The organism is Novosphingobium colocasiae, from assembly GCF_014652555.1.
Taxonomy (GTDB): Bacteria; Pseudomonadota; Alphaproteobacteria; order Sphingomonadales; family Sphingomonadaceae; genus Novosphingobium; species Novosphingobium colocasiae.
Map to the genome: position 1 here is coordinate 59,915 of NZ_BMZA01000006.1, position 15,814 is coordinate 75,728.

Here is a 15,814-nt window from a genome sequence, read left to right on the forward strand (position 1 = left end):
GCAATCTGTTTTGCACGCGGAGGCGCGGAGACGCGGAGGAATAAATTCGCGCAAAGGCGCAAAGGCGCAAAGGGGCCCTACGGCTCCACAGGCCATTCTGGCGATCCACGGGTCCCGCACGGGGCCAGGAGTTGATCGGAAAGCGGCTGCGCCGCAGGTTCCTGCTCTTTGCACCTTTGCGCCTTTGCGCGAATCCAAAGCTGGCGAGAACCGGTAAGTGGAAGGCTTCGCCGCCCTGCTCGATGCGTTGGTCTATACCCGCAGCCGCAATGCCAAGCTGGCGCTGCTCGCCGCCTATCTGCGCGAGACGCCGGACCCCGATCGCGGCTGGGCGCTGGCGGCGTTGACCGACGGGCTCGATTTCCCGGCGGTCAAGAGCGCAACGATCCGCAACATGATGTCCGAACGGGTAGACCCGGTGCTGTGGACGCTCAGCCGCGACTATGTCGGCGATTCGGCTGAAACCGCGAGCCTGCTGTGGCCCGGCAGCGATGCGCCGCACGATCCGCCCAGCGTGGCCAATGCGGTCGATGCGCTGTCGCGAATGACCCGTGCCACGGTGATGACCGAGCTGCCGCGCCTGCTCGATCGGCTCGATGCCAGCGGCCGTTATGCCCTGCTCAAGCTGGCCACGGGAGCCATGCGCATCGGCATTTCCGCGCGCCTCGCCAAGACCGCCTTCGCGCAGGCGTTCGACGTGGCGGTAGAGGACGTGGAGGAGCACTGGCACGGCCAGGCCCCGCCCTATGCCCCGCTGTTCGACTGGGCCGCGCATGGCGCACCGCCGCCGGACAGCGCGAACCTGCCGCTGTTCCGCCCGTTCATGCTGGCCCATCCGCTGGAGGACGGCACCGTCGATCTGGCCGACTACGTGGCGGAGTGGAAATGGGACGGCATCCGCGTGCAGGTGGTCCGCGCCGGGGGCGAGACCCGCGTCTATTCGCGATCGGGCGACGATATCTCCACCACGTTCCCCGAAGTGGCGCAGGCACTGGAGATCGATGCCGTGCTCGACGGCGAACTGCTGGTGCGCGGCAGCCATCAGGGTGGTGAGGCCAATGACCGCACGCAAGGCGGTGCGGCCAGCTTCAACGCGCTCCAGCAGCGCCTTGGCCGCAAGACCGTGTCGAAGAAGATGCTGACCGAATACCCTGCATTCGTGCGGCTCTACGATGTGCTGGCGCTGGAAGGCGAAGACCTGCGGCCGCTGCCGTGGACCGAACGCCGCGCCGCGCTCGAAGCGCTGGTCACTCGTCTCGATCCGGCGCGGTTCGACATCAGCGGCATCATCGCCGCCGACGATTTCGCCGGGCTGGCCCTGATCCGCGAGAAAGCCCGCGACGATGCCATCGAAGGCGTGATGCTCAAGCGCCGCGATGCGCCCTATATCGCCGGGCGGCGCGCCGGGTTGTGGTACAAGTGGAAGCGCGATCCGCTGCTGATCGATTGCGTGCTGATGTACGCCCAGCGCGGCAGCGGCAAGCGATCGTCGTTCTATTCCGATTTCACCTTCGGCTGCTGGGACGGCGATCCCGGTGCCGGGGCGGAACTGCTGCCGGTGGGCAAGGCCTATTTCGGCTTTACCGACGAGGAGCTGAAGGGGCTCGATCGCCACGTGCGCACGCACACCGTCAACCGCTTCGGCCCGGTGCGCGAGACCGACAAGTCACTGGTCCTCGAAGTCGCCTTCGATTCGGTGCACGAGAGCCGCCGCCACAAGTCGGGCGTGGCGATGCGCTTCCCCCGCATCCACCGCATCCGCGCCGACAAGCCTGCTCACGAAGCCGACCGCATCGACACTCTGCGCGCGATGATCCGCGATTGACGCCGATCAAGGCGGTATCGCATGATGAAGACTACCAGCCGACGATAGCGCGGTCCTGCCTGTTCGGACCGACGCTATTTCCGGAGAGATATGCCGTGACGACCGCCGAAGCCCCCGTTCAGACGCAAACTCCGCAGACGCCGTTCTATCGCCTTGGCGGCGCGCCCGTGTTCGAGGCCATCTGCGAGCGCTTCTACGATCTCATGGATCAGGACCCGGCCTATGACGACCTGCGCCGGATGCACGCGCCAGACCTGTCGCCGATGCGCGAACTGCTGCCGCAATTCCTGGCCGGCTGGGCCGGCGGCCCGCGTGACTGGTTCGACGCCAATCCCGGCAAGTGCATGATGAGCATGCACAAGCCCTTTCCGATCGACCGCAAGACCGCCGGCCAGTGGGCCGACGCGATGGAACGCGCGATTGCCGACGTAAGCCCGGAACCGGCCGATGTCGCCAAGGCCATGGGCGAAGTACTGGCGCATATGGCGCGCGGCATGGCACGGGACTGACCCGATTCACGCGCTCGACCGATCCCGGCAGGTGCTGGCCTTCGCGGTCGCGGGCCTGGCCGGGTTCGTCGATGCCGTGGGCTATCTTTCGGCCAATCGCTATTTCGTCTCCTTCATGTCGGGCAACACCACCCGCATGGCCACCGATTTCGTGCGCGAGCCGGCCAGCGCCGCGATCCCGGCGTTGCTGATCCTCGGCTTCGTGCTGGGGGTGGCGTCGGGCAGCCTTGTCGGCCACGCCGCCGGGCGCTGGCGCAAGCCGGCCGTGCTGGCGCTGGTCACCGCCCTTCTGGCGAGCGGCGCGGCCTTCGGGCTGGCCGGACTTCCCGCCGCACTGCTGGCCATGCTGGTGCTGGCGATGGGCGCGCTCAACAACACCCTGCAGCAGGGCGACGCGCCGGTCGCGCTCACCTATATGACCGGCGCGCTGGTGCGCATCGGTCAGGCGCTGGCCGCCATCGCACGCGGCCATCCGCACGCCGGGCTCGGCGCGTTCCTCGCCTTGTGGGTCTCGCTCGCCAGCGGCGCGGCGCTGGGCGCGGCGGCTTATCTGCGCATCGGGGTTGCTTGCCTGGGCGTCGCCGTGGCGACCGGCGCGTTTCTCACCGTTGGCGGGTGGCTGATAGCCCGCCGGACCTGAAAGCTCCCTCGGTCGCGGTGCGACCGGAAAACGCGAGCGAGGACTTATTCCACCCGGAACTGTTTTTCGCGCGAAGTTGCGCCGCGCAACAGGGTGAGCCGGGATGGCGCGATGTCCAGCGCCTGCGCCAGCAGCCGGCGCACCGCCTCGGTCGCCTTGCCATCCTCGGGCCTGGCGCGGACCCGCACCGCGACGCGGCCCGCTTCGATCGCGACCTGTTCAACCCGCGCGCCGGGCGTGACGCGCACCGCCAGCCGCCCCTCGCCGTCAATCAGCGCGCGGATGTCCCCGGCAGGCGGCAGACCCGGTGCCGGCCGCGCCATCAGGCCGTCAGGCCAAGCGCCTCGGCATGGGCACGGGCGTTGCGGACATAGCCGGCGACGCCCGCCTGATTGGCCGCCACCGTGGCATCGTCCAGATCGCGGGCATACTTCGCCGGACGGCCCATCCAGAGCTGGCGCGCACCGATGCGCTTGCCGGTTAGCTGGGCCCCGGCGGCGAGCATGCCGTCGCTCTCGATCACGCTGCCGTCCATCACGATCGCCCCCAGCCCCACAAAGGCACGATCTTCCAGCACGCAGCCGTGAACCATCGCCATGTGCCCGATCAGCACATCATCGCCGATGATCGTCGGGTGGCCGTTTGGGTTGTGCGGCTTGGGGCTGTCGCAGTGGATGACGCTGCCATCCTGGACATTGGTGCGCGCGCCGATGATCACGCGATTGACATCCGCGCGTACCACGCAGTTGTACCAGATGCTGGCATCAGGCCCGATCTCGACGTTGCCGATGATCCGGCAGCCCGGCGCGATGAAGGCGCTGGAATGGATGCGCGGATGGTGACCGTTGAACGGCGCGATAGTGATGTCGGAACGGGTCATGCTTGGTCCTCCCATGCCGCACGGGCGATCGAATAGACGATGGTATCGCCCACCGGCGGCGCAAAGCGCGGATCGACGAAATCGAGCGCGGGACGGCGCAGCATGCCCAGCCGTTCCATCAGCCCCCAGCTTGCGCGGTTTTCGATGTTGGTGATCGCGAATATGGTATCGGCACCGAAACGCGCGAACCCGGCTTCGAGCGCGGCGGCGGCGGCCTCGCGCGCATAGCCCAGGCCCCAGGCGTCTTCGCGCAACCGCCAGCCGATCTCGCATTCCCCGGCGAACCCGGCTCCCGGTGCGTCGATCACCTTGAGCCCGCAGAAGCCCAGCACTTCGCCCGTCAGGTGCCCGCCATCGGCCTTGCGTTCGACCAGCCAGAAGGTGCGGCCGAGATCGCGCTGGAAGCCCAGCAAGCGCTGTTCCAGCACCGCCAGTTGCGCCGCATCCATCGTCCCGCCCAGCCAGCGCATGACGGCATCGGTGTTGGTCACGGCGGCAAAGCGCGCGAAATCGCCCGGTGCCCAGTCCCGCAGGATCAGCCGCGCGGTCTCGACCCGGAAAGCGCGATCGTCAGCCATGAAGCAGCCGCGCCGCATGGGCGGCGTGATACGTCAGCACGCCCGAACACCCGGCGCGCTTGAACGCGGTCAGCGTTTCCAGCACCAAGGCATCGCGGTCCGCCGCGCCCGCGGCCACTGCCGCCTCGATCATCGCGTATTCGCCCGATACCTGATAGGCGAATACCGGCACCTCGAAGCGCTGTTTCACGCTGCGCACGATATCGAGATAGGGCAGGCCCGGCTTGACCATCACGCTGTCCGCGCCTTCGGCCAGGTCCATCGCCACCTCACGCAGGGCTTCCTCGGCATTGGCCGGGTCCATCTGGTAGGTCTTCTTGTTACCCTTGAGCAGCCCGCTGCTGCCCACCGCATCCCGAAACGGGCCATAGAACGCCGAGGCGTACTTGGCGGCATAACTCATGATCTGGACGTTGACGTGGCCCGCCGCTTCCAGCGCGGCGCGGATCGCGGCGATGCGGCCGTCCATCATGTCCGACGGCGCGATCACGTCGGCCCCGGCCGCCGCCTGGTTCAGCGCCTGGCCGACCAGCACCTCGACCGTAGCGTCGTTCAGCACATATCCCGCCTGGTCGATCAGCCCGTCCTGCCCATGGCTGGTATAGGGATCGAGCGCGACATCGGTGAGGATGCCGATATCGTCGCCACAGGCATCGCGGATCGCGCGGATCGCGCGGCACATCAGGTTATCGGGATTGAGCGCCTCCGCCCCGTCCTCGCTGCGCCGCTCGGCCTGGGTGTTGGGAAACAGCGCCAGGCATGGAATGCCGAGGGCGACCGCTTCCTTGGCGCGCGCAACCATCCCGTCCACCGACCAGCGCGATACGCCGGGCAACGAGCCGATCGGTTCTTCCACCCCCTGCCCCTCGGTCACGAACAAAGGCCAGATGAGATCGGCAGGGGTAACGACGGTTTCGCGATAGAGCGCCCGGCTCCAGCCGGTGGAACGGGTGCGGCGCAGGCGAAGATCGGGGAAACGGGCGGTCATAGGGGGCTGATAGACTTAAGCAGGCGCGGGTTCAATCCGAGGGCTAGGCGCCCGCCTCCTAGTCTCCAGCCAACCGATCAATCTCGCGGGTTGCCGTGGCCGGGCCATCGGCATGCGACGGGGCCATATCGCCCAGCGCCGCGCCGGGGCGCACTTTCATCAGCGCGTCGAGCCGCGCGCGATAGGCGGTGCGTTCGGCCGGATCGATGGTCGGGCGCGAGACGAAGCGCATGCCCAGCGGGTTGACCACCTGGCCGTTGCGGTAGGCTTCGAAATGGAGGTGCGGCCCGGTCGACAGGCCGCTGGAGCCGACATAGCCGATCACCTGCCCGGCGCGGACCCGCATGCCATAGCTGACCGCGATCCGGCTCATATGGGCATAGCCGGTGCCGATGCCGCCGCCGTTGTCGAGCCGCACATAGTTGCCGTGGCCGCCGTGGGGCCCGGCGTAATTTACCACGCCATCGGCCACCGCATAGATTGGCGAACCCCACGCCGCTCCGAAATCGACCCCGGCGTGCATCCGCACATAGCCCAGGATCGGGTGGCGGCGCATACCGAACAGCGAGGTGATGCGCCCTGCCACCGGTGCGCCGATCGACAGGGTCGTGCTCTGCACGCTGTCGGGCGAGGGCATGAGCTGGTGGTCCTTGCCCCAGGCCAGCAGTTGCACGCTCGGCTTGCCGCCGTGCTCGATGCCGGCGTAGAGCAGATCGCCCACCTGCCGCTCGCCCCGCGCCGAACGGCGGTAGGACAGGATCATGTCGAAGGTATCGCCGGGCGAGACATCGCTCTGCAGCGAGACCTGGCGGTCGATCGCCTGGAGATAGGACTGGATCGCCGCGATCGGCGCGCCGGCATTGCGGGCGGACAGGTAGAGGCTCTGGCCGACAGTACCACGAATACGCAGCGGCGTGGCATCGACCGCGACCGGGTGGCGCACCAGCGCCAGCGCGCCGTCACTGCCACCGGCGCGGCGGACCGACAGATCAAGGTCGAAACGGGCGCGGAAGGCCATGTCCTGCAACGCGCGCGGCTGGTTGCCCGCAGGCCGCCGGCCCAGCGTAATGTCGAATTGCGTGCCCGGCGCGATCTGATCGAGCGGCATTGTCTGGCCGACCAGCGCGGCGGCGCGCCCGGCATCGAGCGGGCCGACGCCGACGCGTTCGAGCATCCGCGCGAAACTGTCACCCTGCGCGAGCGTCGCCACCAGTTGCACTTGCGGGCGCTCGGGCACGCTCGCCAGCGGGCGGACCCGCAAGGTGGCTCCCATGTGGCGGCCCGTGTCGGAACCGAGCGCGATCGGGGCGATCGTCTGGCTGAGGAATTCATCGCGCGAGGCGGCGTTGACCGGCATCGTCGTTGCCGCTTCGACGCTGGAGAAATCGGGCCAGAACGCCAGCGCGGCAGCGGTCAGCCCGGACAGGGTCAGAAAGCCGCGATACCAGCGGCGACTGCCGATGTCGGTGGCGAGATCGGGCGCGAGGTCGATCCGGTGGCACCAGTGTTCGAAAGCGAGCACGCGGGCGCGAACGCGATCGGCGAACGAGGGGCCCGAACGGATCGCGCGAACGCAGGGCTCTGCTGCTACCGGATCGCCACCGTCATCGTTCAGAACCTGATCGTGCGACAGGTCCGCGATCGCTGACCGGCTGTCCGGCAGCGCTTCGGCGTGATCCTGTGCAATGGCCTTGAACAAGCGCGGGCGTCCCCTGGCGACGCGCGAACAGCTTTCGCGTCGGAAATCTCCTGCACGCTCAAAGTTAACACGCCGCTAAGCGCGATCGACGAAATGCGGCGAGCGGTGGCCCGTACCTTCGCGAAACGGGTGTGCATTTCCCGGCCCCGCGCCTTGCGGGGCGGGGGCGGCGATGCCACATTCCGATGAAATGGCGCAGCACCGGCCCGCTTTTCCGCATCGGGATGCCCCCCGGCCCCAGGACGCCGGCGCGCGGGTGAAGGCGGTGCTCGGCCCGACCAACACCGGCAAGACCCACCTCGCGATCGAACGGCTCTGCGCCCATTCCAGCGGCATGATCGGCTTTCCGCTGCGGCTGCTGGCGCGCGAGGTCTATGACCGGGTCTGCGCGATCAAGGGCGAAAGCAGCGTCGCCCTGATCACCGGCGAGGAGCGGATCGAGCCCAAGGGCGCGCGCTATCTCCTGTGCACCGTCGAAGCGATGCCGGTGACCGACCGCGATCTCGCTTTCGTTGCGCTCGACGAGGCGCAGCTTGCTGCCGACCACGAGCGGGGCCACGTATTCACTGACCGCCTGCTGCACGCGCGCGGCCGCGAAGAAACCATGATCCTGGGCTCCTCCACCCTCGAACCGATGGTCAGGGCGCTGGTGCCCGAAGCGGAAATCATCACCCGACCCCGGTTTTCCGAGCTGACCCATGCCGGGGCGAAGAAACTGTCGCGGGTGCCGCCGCGCAGCGCCATCGTCGCCTTTTCGGCCGAGCAGGTCTATGCCATCGCCGAAATGCTGCGCCGGTTCCGGGGCGGCGCGGCGGTGGTGATGGGGGCGCTGAGCCCGCAGACGCGCAACGCGCAGGTGGCGCTCTACCAGTCGGGCGAGGTGGACTATCTCGTTGCCACCGACGCGATCGGGATGGGCCTCAACCTCGACGTCCGCCATGTCGCCTTCGCCGGCTTGTCCAAGTTCGACGGCCAGCGCCAGCGGCGGCTGACCACAGCGGAAATGGCGCAGATCGCCGGGCGCGCCGGACGGCACCAGACTGACGGCACCTTCGGCACCCTCGCCGGTAGCGGCCATGACGCCGCGTTCCTGGATGAGGAAGTCTACGCGATCGAGGAGCACCGCTTCCCGCCGCTCACCCGGCTGTTCTGGCGTGAACCGGAGCCGCGCTTCGACAGCATCGCCGCGCTGATCGCTGATCTCGAATCGCCGCCCGATCGCCCGCAACTCGCCCCCGCGCCCGAGGCGATCGACCTCGCGGTGCTGCGCCGGCTGGCGGACGAAGCGTCGATCGCCGATGCGGTGCGCGGGCCCGGCATGGTGCGGCGCTTCTGGGACGTATGCCGTCTGCCCGATTTTCGCAGCCAGGGGGTGGAAACCCACGCGCGGTTCGTCGCCCGGCTGTGGCAGGACTTGCGCGATGGCGAGCTGGGCGCGGATTACGTGGCGCAGGCGATCGCCCAGCTTGACCAGACTTCGGGCGATATCCACGCGCTGCAGGGCCGGATCGCCGCCATCCGCTCTTGGGCCTATATCGCCCAGCGGCCGGACTGGGTGCTGGCCCGCGACGAGATGGCCGCCCGCGCCCGCGCGGTGGAAGCGCGGCTGTCGGACGCGCTCCACGGCCGCCTGACCGAGCGCTTCGTCAACCGCCGCACGGCGGTGCTGATGAAGAACCTCGGCGTCGATTCGCGGCTGCTCAACGTGCGGCTGGAGGACGAGGAAGTGCTGGTAGAGGGCGAGCACATCGGCACCTTGCGCGGCTTCGCCTTCCAGGTCGATCCGGGCGCGCGCCTGTCGGACCGCAAGCTGCTGCTGGCGGCGGCGGAAAAGCACCTTCCCTCCCAGCTCGCGCGCCGCGCCGAGCTGTTGACCGAAGCGATCCATGCCGGCACCGCTGACCTGACGCTCGAAGCGGGCGCGATCGTCTGGGACGGCGATGCCATCGCCCGCATCCGCCCCGGCCGCTCGGTGCTGACCCCGGCACTGGTGGCGGATCGCGCGCTCGATGCCATTCCCCAGCCGCAGCGCAAGAGCCTGACCGCCGCGCTCGAAGTGTGGCTGGACCGCGCGCTGGCCCCGCTCGACCCGCTGCGCCGGCTCGACGAGGCCAGCCGCGCGACCGAGACCGGCCCGGACTTGCGCGCCCTGCTGATCGCGCTAGTCGCGGCAGGCGGGGCGATGGCGCGCGCGGGATCGGGAATCGAGCGGCTCGACAAGGCACGGCGCGCCCAGCTTGCCCGGCTGGGCGTGCGGGTCGGCTCGCTCGACCTGTTCCTCCCTGCTATGCTGCGCGCGCGGCCGCAGGCTTTGTGGAGCCAGCTATCCTCAGGGCAAGGCACCCCGCCGCAAGCAGCAGGTGCTCTGCCCGCTGCGCTGCCGCTGCACGGCCACGCCGCGCGTTTCGGCTATCGCGCGCTCGGCAAGCAGCAAGTGCGCATCGACATGGTGGAAAAGCTGCTGCGTGAGGCGCACGAGCGGCGCGGCCGCGCGGGTCCGGGCCCGTTCGTGCTCGACCCGGCCCGGGCGGTGTCGATGGGCCTGTCTACCGCCACATACGCGCGGCTGCTGCGCGGCGGCGGGTTCCGGCCGCTGCCAACCCGCCCGTTGCGGGCCGACAGTTTCGGCCCACCGGCCCCGGTGCGATGGCGCTGGCAGCCCCCTCACAATGGCCGGGTACCGCCACCCGCCCCGGCTCCGATTGCGCCTGGCGGATCGTTCGCGGCGCTGGCCGAGCTGGTGCGGTGAGGGTCGACAAGCTCCTGTGGTACCTGCGGCTGGCCAAGAGCCGCCCGGTGGCGCAGGCCATGGCCGAGGCGGGGCATATCCGCATCAACGGCCGGCGAATCGAGCGCGCGCATCACAAGGTCGGTTGCGGCGATGTCCTCACCGTGCCGCTGCCGGCGGGGGTCCGGGTGATCGAAATTCTGGTGCTGCCGGTGCGGCGCGGACCCGCCCCCGAAGCACAAGCCTGTTACAGAGTGCTTGACGAGGGCCGGACTAATCCCATAGCTGCACCCATTCACGCCGATGTCAGCATATCGAAGGGATAGGAAGCACTCATGACTTACGTAGTCACCGACGCCTGCATCAAGTGCAAGTACATGGACTGCGTCGAGGTGTGTCCGGTGGACTGCTTCTACGAGGGCGAGAACATGCTCGTCATCAACCCCAGCGAATGCATCGACTGCGGCGTCTGCGAGCCGGAATGCCCGGCCGAAGCCATCCTGCCCGATACCGAAAGCGGGCTTGAGCAGTGGCTGGAGCTGAACGCCAAGTATTCGGCGGAGTGGCCCAACCTGACCTCGAAGAAGGACACGCCCGAGGACGCCGATGCGTTCAAGGGCGAAGAGGGCAAGTTCGACAAGTACTTCTCCGCAGAGCCCGGCGAGGGCGACTGAGGCGGACCGGGCCGCTCGCGCGCCCCGGTTTTCATCAGATGAGATACCGCCAGAGGCGGGAATCCCGGCGCGGGATTCTCGCCTCTGGCATTTTTGTCACATCGATGCTATATAGTCCGGGACTGTCAGGGGTTTTGCCCCCATTCCGGCAGGATTTTTCATTGCGAGGCAGGGTTCGAAAGCAAGCGGTTGGGAGAGCGATCTGACCGGGCGGGAAAGGTGTCTGTCATCTTTCCAAGTCGCGCACCCGGTTGCTTACCCGGAACCTCCGCGTGCCACCCCTGCATTGAAAGGACGATACATGGCAACAAAGGCCGAAGCCTTCGATGTTGGTGACTACGTCGTTTATCCCAAGCACGGCGTGGGCCGCGTGATCGAACTGCAAAAGCAGGAAATCGCGGGCATGCAGCTTGAACTCTACGTGCTGCGTTTCGAAAAGGAACGGATGACCCTGCGCGTCCCGCTCAACAAGGTCGAATCGATCGGCATGCGCAAGCTGTCGTCTGACAAGACCCTGCGCGAGGCGCTCGATACGCTCAAGGGCAAGCCCAAGGTCAAGCGCACCATGTGGTCGCGCCGGGCCCAGGAATACGAAGCCAAGATCAACTCGGGCGATCTTGTCTCGATCGCCGAAGTGACTCGCGACCTGTTCCGGGCCGACGATCAGCCGGAACAGAGCTATTCCGAACGCCAGATATTCGAAGCCGCTTCCTCGCGGCTGGCCCGCGAACTGGCTGCGATGGAAAAGACCGACGAACCGGCCGCGCTCAGGAAGATCCTCGCGATCCTCAACGAGCATGCCCCCAAGTACTACGAAAGCGCCGAGACCGCCTGATCAGGGCAGCCACGGCGTCTGCAGAAGGCCGCTCCTGCAAGGGGGCGGCCTTCTTCGTATGGGGGCAGGGTCCCCAACCACCCGTCGCGAACCGATTGCGGGAATCGATCGGGCGTGAGACGTTCAGCGCCATCATGACCCCTCACCCCGTCTTGCGCCGCATGCTCCTCGCTGCCCTTGGCACCCTGGCGCTGTCGGGATGTCTCAGCACCGCGAAAAGCATCGTCACCGCGCCGGTCAAGGTTGCCGGAAAATCGGTAGACCTGATGACCACCAGCCAGTCCGAAGCTGACGAGAACCGCGGCCGGAACATGCGCCACCGTGAAGAACGCCTCGGCGATGTCGAGAAATCCTATGCCCGGCACATACGCCAGTGCCAGAACGGCAACGAGGACGCCTGCTACACCGCCCGCACCGAATACGGCGAGATTCAGAACCTGCGCGCCAGTCTGCCGCCGCGATAGACAGATCAACCGGCGGCGGCGCGGCGCAGGCGGTCGTTGATGGCGGTACCGATGCCGTGGTCCGGGATCGGAGCAATAGCGATGCGCGGTTCCGGCGCGGCCGCCGCCCGGTGCAGCAGCGCGTAAAGGCGCGAGGCCGCTTCGGCCGGATCACCGCGCGGCGACAGGCTGGCGTGGCCGGAGATCGCGCCGAAGCCGATCAGGAATTCGTCCGCAGCCGCCTCCAGCGCGTCCAGCCGCACCGGCTTGCCCGGCGCATAATGGCTTGCGAGTTGGCCCGGTGCCTCGATCGCGTGGTCGGTCACCGCCAGCGCCGAGGTGCCCAGCACTTCGGCCAGCGCATCGTGCCCGATCGGCCCGGGGCGCAGGATTTGCCAGCTACCGTCATCGCGCAAGGCGACGATCGTCGATTCGATCCCCGCCGCGCACGCGCCGCCGTCCACCACGGCGTCGATTCGCGCACCGAGCGAAGCCACCACATGCTCAGCCGTCGTCGGGCTGACCGCCCCGCTGCGGTTGGCGGAAGGAGCCGCCAGCGGCAGCCCGCAAGCGGTCAGCACCGCCCGCATGACCGGATGCGCCGGTACGCGGATAGCGATCGTCGCCAGCCCGGCGGTGACCGAAGATGCTATCGCCGCGCCCGGCAGCAGCGGCAGCACCATGGTCAGCGGGCCGGGCCAGAACCGCTGCGCCAGCAACCGCGCCCGCGCATCGAACGCGGCAAGCCGCTCGGCGGCGGCGCAGTCGGGAACGTGGACGATGAGCGGATTGAAGCTGGGCCGACCCTTGGCGCGATAGATCGTCGCCACCGCATCGGCGCTGTCGGCGCGCGCGGCAAGGCCATAGACCGTCTCGGTCGGCAACGCGACCAGCCCGCCGGCAACAAGGATCGTCGCCGCGCGCGCGAAGCCGGCGGCATCGGCCGCCAGCCGCGCCGGGCGGGCATCGGCAGGGTCCATCTTGGCAGGCTCCATTCCCCGCCGCTATAGCCCGGCGCGACGCTTGCCAAGGGCTGCCGCGCGTTTCGCCGCGCCGGTTGCCCGCACTTTCGACCAAGGACCGCCCGTGACCAGCCCCGAAATCGCCGCAAACATCCAGCGCATCGCCGATGCCCTGACCCGCTTGGCCCCGCCCGCGCCGCCGCCGATCGACTGGCTGGCCTGCCCCGCCTACGTCTGGACCGGCGATCATGGCCATGGCGTGGACGTGCTCGAAGCGCCGGATCTGGGGCTGCTGGTCGGCATCGATGCGCAAAAGGATACCGTCGCCGCCAACGTCCGGCGTCATGCCGCCGGGGCCGCTGCCCACGACATGCTGCTGTGGGGCGCGCGCGGCACCGGCAAATCGGCGCTGGTGCGCGCCGCGATCCGGGCCAGCCAGCAGGCCGGGCCAGGACGGCTGGCGCTGGTGCAGGTGGCGCAGGACGCGCTCACTGGCGTCACCACGCTGTTCGCCGCGCTGCGCGGGGTAAGCCGCCAGTTCCTCGTCTACATCGACGACCTGGGCTTCGAGGACAACGACAGCACCGGCCCGCGCCTGCTGCGATCGTGGCTGGAAGGCGGGGTGGAGGCACGGCCGGCCAATGTCCGTCTGGCCGTCACCTCGAATCGCCGCGCCATCGTCGCCCGGTCGATGGGCGAGCAGGACGATCCGATCAACCCGCGCGACGTTGTGGACGACCGGCTCGCCCTCGCCGACCGCTTCGGCCTGTCGATCGGCTTCCACCGCGTGGATCAGGACGCCTATCTCGCCATCATCGCCGGCTATGCGGCGGACCTCGGGCTGGGCTGGCGGGCCGACGATCCGCAATGCCGGGGCGACGCGCTGGAATGGTCCCAGCGCCGCGGCGCGCGCTCGGGCCGCGTGGCCTGGCAATACATCGTCGAACTGGCCGGGCGGGCAGGCAAGACGGTCTGAAGGGCCCGTTCCGGCGCGGGCCTCGTGCCTCGCCTATTGCGGCAGCAGGCGGTCATCCTCGGGCTTGAAGCCGCCGATCATGGCGCGTTCCTCGGGCGTCTTGATTTCCTTGAGCGGCTTGAGGTGCGCGGTCACCACCGGGCGGATGGCAGCGGCAGGCTTGGCGTCCGGCGCGGCGACGCGCCAGATAATCCCGGCGGTATCGTCGCTGACCAGCAGCCCGCCGGTCTTGTCCCACGCCAGCCACGTCGGCCGGCCATGCGTATTCTTGCCATCTGCAGTGAGGAAACCGGTCAGCACCGGCACCGGCTTGGCATCCAGCGGGTTGCCATGGGCATCGAAGCCCACGAAGACCACGTCATAGCCGACCGCCGGATTGCGGTTCCACGAACCGTGGCGGGCGATGAAAGCACCGTTGGCAAAGGCCGCGCCCATGCGGTTTCCGGCCGCCGGGAACACCATCCCCAGCACCCCGGCATGCGCGCCCATCGCGTATTCGGGCTTGCGGGTATATTCGATCATGTAGGTCTGCATGTCCCAGCGGACACGATCATCGAACACGTTCTTCCAGTAGACCCACGGCCAACCGTACTGCGCGCCGACGGGCACGTTGGTGAAATAGTCCGGCACCAGGTCGGGGCCCAGCATGTCGCGCTCCTGCACGGTGGCCCACATTTCCCCGGTCCACGGGCTCCAGCCCAGGCCGTTGGGATTGCGCATGCCGGCGGCGAACTGGCGACGGCGGCCGGTGTCGGTATCGATCTCCCAGATCGCCGCGCGCCCGGCTTCCGCCTCCATCCCGCCATCGGCGATATTGGTGGCCGAGCCGACGGCGACGTAGAGGTGCTTGCCGTCGTCGCTCAGCAGCAGGTTCCGCATCCAGTGCTGCCCGGCTTCGGGCAGGTTCATGATCCGGCGCGGCTTGCCCGTCAGCTTGGTTGGCCCCGGTTCGAAGTTCCAGGCCAGCACGGCATCGTGATTGGCGATGTAGATCCGCCCGTCACCGAACGCCATACCGGATGGCGAATCCATGTCGTCGGTGCGGAAATCGAAGCGCTTCTCGGCCCTGCCGTCGCCATCTTCGTCGCGCAGTAATACGATCTTGTTCGGCGAAGGCACTCCTGCGCCAACTTTCTTCATCATCCAGCCGGCGACCATCCCGGTGAACCCGTCCATCGCCGATTTGGCCGGCGCATTGGTTTCGGCCACCAGCACATCGCCGTTCGGCAGCGTCAGCATGGTGCGCGGATGATCGAGCTTTTCGGCAAAGCGGCTGACCGCCAGCCCCTTGGCCGCGATCGGCGCTTCGCCATCGGCCCACCCCTGCGTTTCGACCAGGCGCACGCCGGGGATCGTCTGCGGGTCCGCCTTGCCCAGCTTGGGGTCGCGCCCCTCGGTATCGGAGAGCGGCAGCTTCGAGGTGGCCGCATACTGCGAATAGGCGACATAGCCGGCCACGGCGACGATCAGGACGGCAATGCCGATGGCGAGCTTGATGAAGAACGAGCGCATGAACGGCAGATAGGCCCGCAACAGCTAGGCGGCAACTGCCCCCTACGCTACGATGCGCGATAGCCATGTACGATTTCGCTCCCCCGTCCACCGCCGACAAGGCCCAATGCTACGCGCAACTGGGCGAGGCGGCCGCCGCGCTGGTCGATGGCGAGCCCGATGCCGTCGCCAACATGGCCAACATCGCCGCGCTGATCTGGCAGTTCGTGCCCGATCTCAACTGGGCCGGTTTCTACCGGGCGATCGGCACCGAGCTGGTGCTCGGCCCGTTCATCGGCAAGCCCGCCTGCATCCGCATCCCGTTCGGCCGGGGCGTCTGCGGCGCGGCGGCGGTTACGGCTGCGACTCAGCGGGTGGAGGATGTCCATGCCTTCCCGGGACACATCGCCTGCGATGCGGCCAGCCGGTCCGAGCTGGTCGTCCCGGTGCTGCGCGACGGGCATGTGATCGCGGTCATCGATCTCGATAGCCCCCTGCCCGCCCGCTTCGATGCCCGGGATGCTGCGGGGATAGAGGCGCTGGCCGCGCGCATTGCCGCCCATATCTAGGTAAAGCTCCCGCGATC

General features: G+C 68.3%; 17 protein-coding genes. 10 read left to right on the top strand and 7 right to left on the bottom strand.

The genetic code is table 11. From position 1 onward, the window contains the following. Positions 1-217: 217 nt before the first annotated feature. The 3 genes from IE122_RS10010 to IE122_RS10020 all read left to right on the top strand — a co-directional run bounded on the left by IE122_RS10010 (position 218) and on the right by IE122_RS10020 (position 2,974). Positions 218-1,825 (top strand): cisplatin damage response ATP-dependent DNA ligase, encoded by a 1,608-nt coding sequence (locus tag IE122_RS10010; RefSeq protein WP_189621032.1) that lies wholly within the window; start codon positions 218-220, stop codon positions 1,823-1,825. A gap of 95 nt (positions 1,826-1,920) precedes the next feature. Next, positions 1,921-2,334, top strand: coding sequence for a group II truncated hemoglobin (locus tag IE122_RS10015; protein ID WP_189621033.1), 414 nt, complete (start codon positions 1,921-1,923; stop codon positions 2,332-2,334). Between the two features lie 31 nt (positions 2,335-2,365). After that, positions 2,366-2,974, top strand: a complete 609-nt coding sequence (locus IE122_RS10020) for a YoaK family protein (RefSeq protein WP_229813988.1) — start codon at positions 2,366-2,368, stop codon at positions 2,972-2,974. Between the two features lie 44 nt (positions 2,975-3,018). Here the strand turns inward: IE122_RS10020 and IE122_RS10025 are convergent, their stop codons facing one another. Genes IE122_RS10025 through IE122_RS10045 form a run of 5 tightly spaced genes read right to left on the bottom strand, consistent with a single transcriptional unit; the run spans position 3,019 to position 7,119 of the window. Beyond that, positions 3,019-3,297, bottom strand: coding sequence for a DUF167 domain-containing protein (locus tag IE122_RS10025; protein ID WP_189621034.1), 279 nt, complete (start codon positions 3,295-3,297; stop codon positions 3,019-3,021). Then, the gene (locus tag IE122_RS10030; protein ID WP_189621035.1) at positions 3,297-3,854 is read right to left on the bottom strand and encodes a gamma carbonic anhydrase family protein; all 558 of its coding nucleotides are present in this window, start codon (positions 3,852-3,854) and stop codon (positions 3,297-3,299) included. Before IE122_RS10030 ends, IE122_RS10025 begins: the two co-directional genes overlap by 1 nt. Then, positions 3,851-4,432, bottom strand: a complete 582-nt coding sequence (locus tag IE122_RS10035) for a GNAT family N-acetyltransferase (RefSeq protein WP_189621036.1) — start codon at positions 4,430-4,432, stop codon at positions 3,851-3,853. Before IE122_RS10035 ends, IE122_RS10030 begins: the two co-directional genes overlap by 4 nt. Further along, entirely contained in the window at positions 4,425-5,420 is a 996-nt protein-coding gene (gene hemB / locus IE122_RS10040; protein ID WP_189621037.1) for a porphobilinogen synthase, read from the bottom strand. The genes IE122_RS10035 and hemB overlap by 8 nt, the downstream gene beginning before the upstream one ends. A 58-nt stretch (positions 5,421-5,478) precedes the next feature. Further along, positions 5,479-7,119: a M23 family metallopeptidase gene (locus IE122_RS10045; protein WP_189621038.1), complete on the bottom strand. Its 1,641-nt coding sequence runs from the start codon at positions 7,117-7,119 to the stop codon at positions 5,479-5,481. A 190-nt stretch (positions 7,120-7,309) separates the two neighbouring features. On the opposite strand from IE122_RS10045, the gene IE122_RS10050 reads away from it, so the two are divergent. The 5 genes from IE122_RS10050 (at position 7,310) to IE122_RS10070 (ending at position 11,820) form a co-directional block, all read left to right on the top strand. After that, on the top strand, positions 7,310-9,868 hold the full coding sequence (locus IE122_RS10050; RefSeq protein WP_373299130.1) for a helicase-related protein: 2,559 nt from the start codon (positions 7,310-7,312) through the stop codon (positions 9,866-9,868). Then, positions 9,865-10,173 carry an RNA-binding S4 domain-containing protein gene (locus IE122_RS10055; RefSeq protein ID WP_229813989.1) on the top strand — a complete coding sequence of 103 codons (309 nt, stop codon included), beginning with the start codon at positions 9,865-9,867 and terminating at the stop codon, positions 10,171-10,173. The genes IE122_RS10050 and IE122_RS10055 overlap by 4 nt, the downstream gene beginning before the upstream one ends. 9 nt (positions 10,174-10,182) lie before the next feature. Continuing rightward, the gene (fdxA, locus tag IE122_RS10060) at positions 10,183-10,521 is read left to right on the top strand and encodes a ferredoxin FdxA (RefSeq protein WP_189621041.1); all 339 of its coding nucleotides are present in this window, start codon (positions 10,183-10,185) and stop codon (positions 10,519-10,521) included. A 301-nt stretch (positions 10,522-10,822) separates the two neighbouring features. Beyond that, positions 10,823-11,356 carry a CarD family transcriptional regulator gene (locus IE122_RS10065; RefSeq protein ID WP_189621042.1) on the top strand — a complete coding sequence of 178 codons (534 nt, stop codon included), beginning with the start codon at positions 10,823-10,825 and terminating at the stop codon, positions 11,354-11,356. Positions 11,357-11,490: 134 nt separating this feature from the next. Continuing rightward, a complete protein-coding gene (locus IE122_RS10070; protein WP_189621043.1) occupies positions 11,491-11,820 on the top strand; it encodes a hypothetical protein in 330 nt (109 codons plus the stop codon). Between the two features lie 5 nt (positions 11,821-11,825). On the opposite strand, the gene IE122_RS10075 is transcribed toward IE122_RS10070, so the two are convergent. Next, on the bottom strand, positions 11,826-12,794 hold the full coding sequence (locus IE122_RS10075) for an L-threonylcarbamoyladenylate synthase (RefSeq protein ID WP_373299128.1): 969 nt from the start codon (positions 12,792-12,794) through the stop codon (positions 11,826-11,828). Positions 12,795-12,885: 91 nt separating this feature from the next. On the opposite strand from IE122_RS10075, the gene IE122_RS10080 reads away from it, so the two are divergent. After that, positions 12,886-13,737 carry an ATP-binding protein gene (locus IE122_RS10080; protein ID WP_189621044.1) on the top strand — a complete coding sequence of 284 codons (852 nt, stop codon included), beginning with the start codon at positions 12,886-12,888 and terminating at the stop codon, positions 13,735-13,737. Positions 13,738-13,770: 33 nt separating this feature from the next. On the opposite strand, the gene IE122_RS10085 is transcribed toward IE122_RS10080, so the two are convergent. After that, entirely contained in the window at positions 13,771-15,249 is a 1,479-nt protein-coding gene (locus IE122_RS10085) for a PQQ-dependent sugar dehydrogenase (protein ID WP_189621128.1), read from the bottom strand. A 65-nt stretch (positions 15,250-15,314) separates the two neighbouring features. Here IE122_RS10085 and msrC point away from each other — a divergent pair, with 65 nt between their 5' ends. Next, positions 15,315-15,797, top strand: coding sequence for a free L-methionine (R)-S-oxide reductase MsrC (msrC, locus tag IE122_RS10090; RefSeq protein WP_189621045.1), 483 nt, complete (start codon positions 15,315-15,317; stop codon positions 15,795-15,797). Positions 15,798-15,814 lie beyond the last annotated feature (17 nt).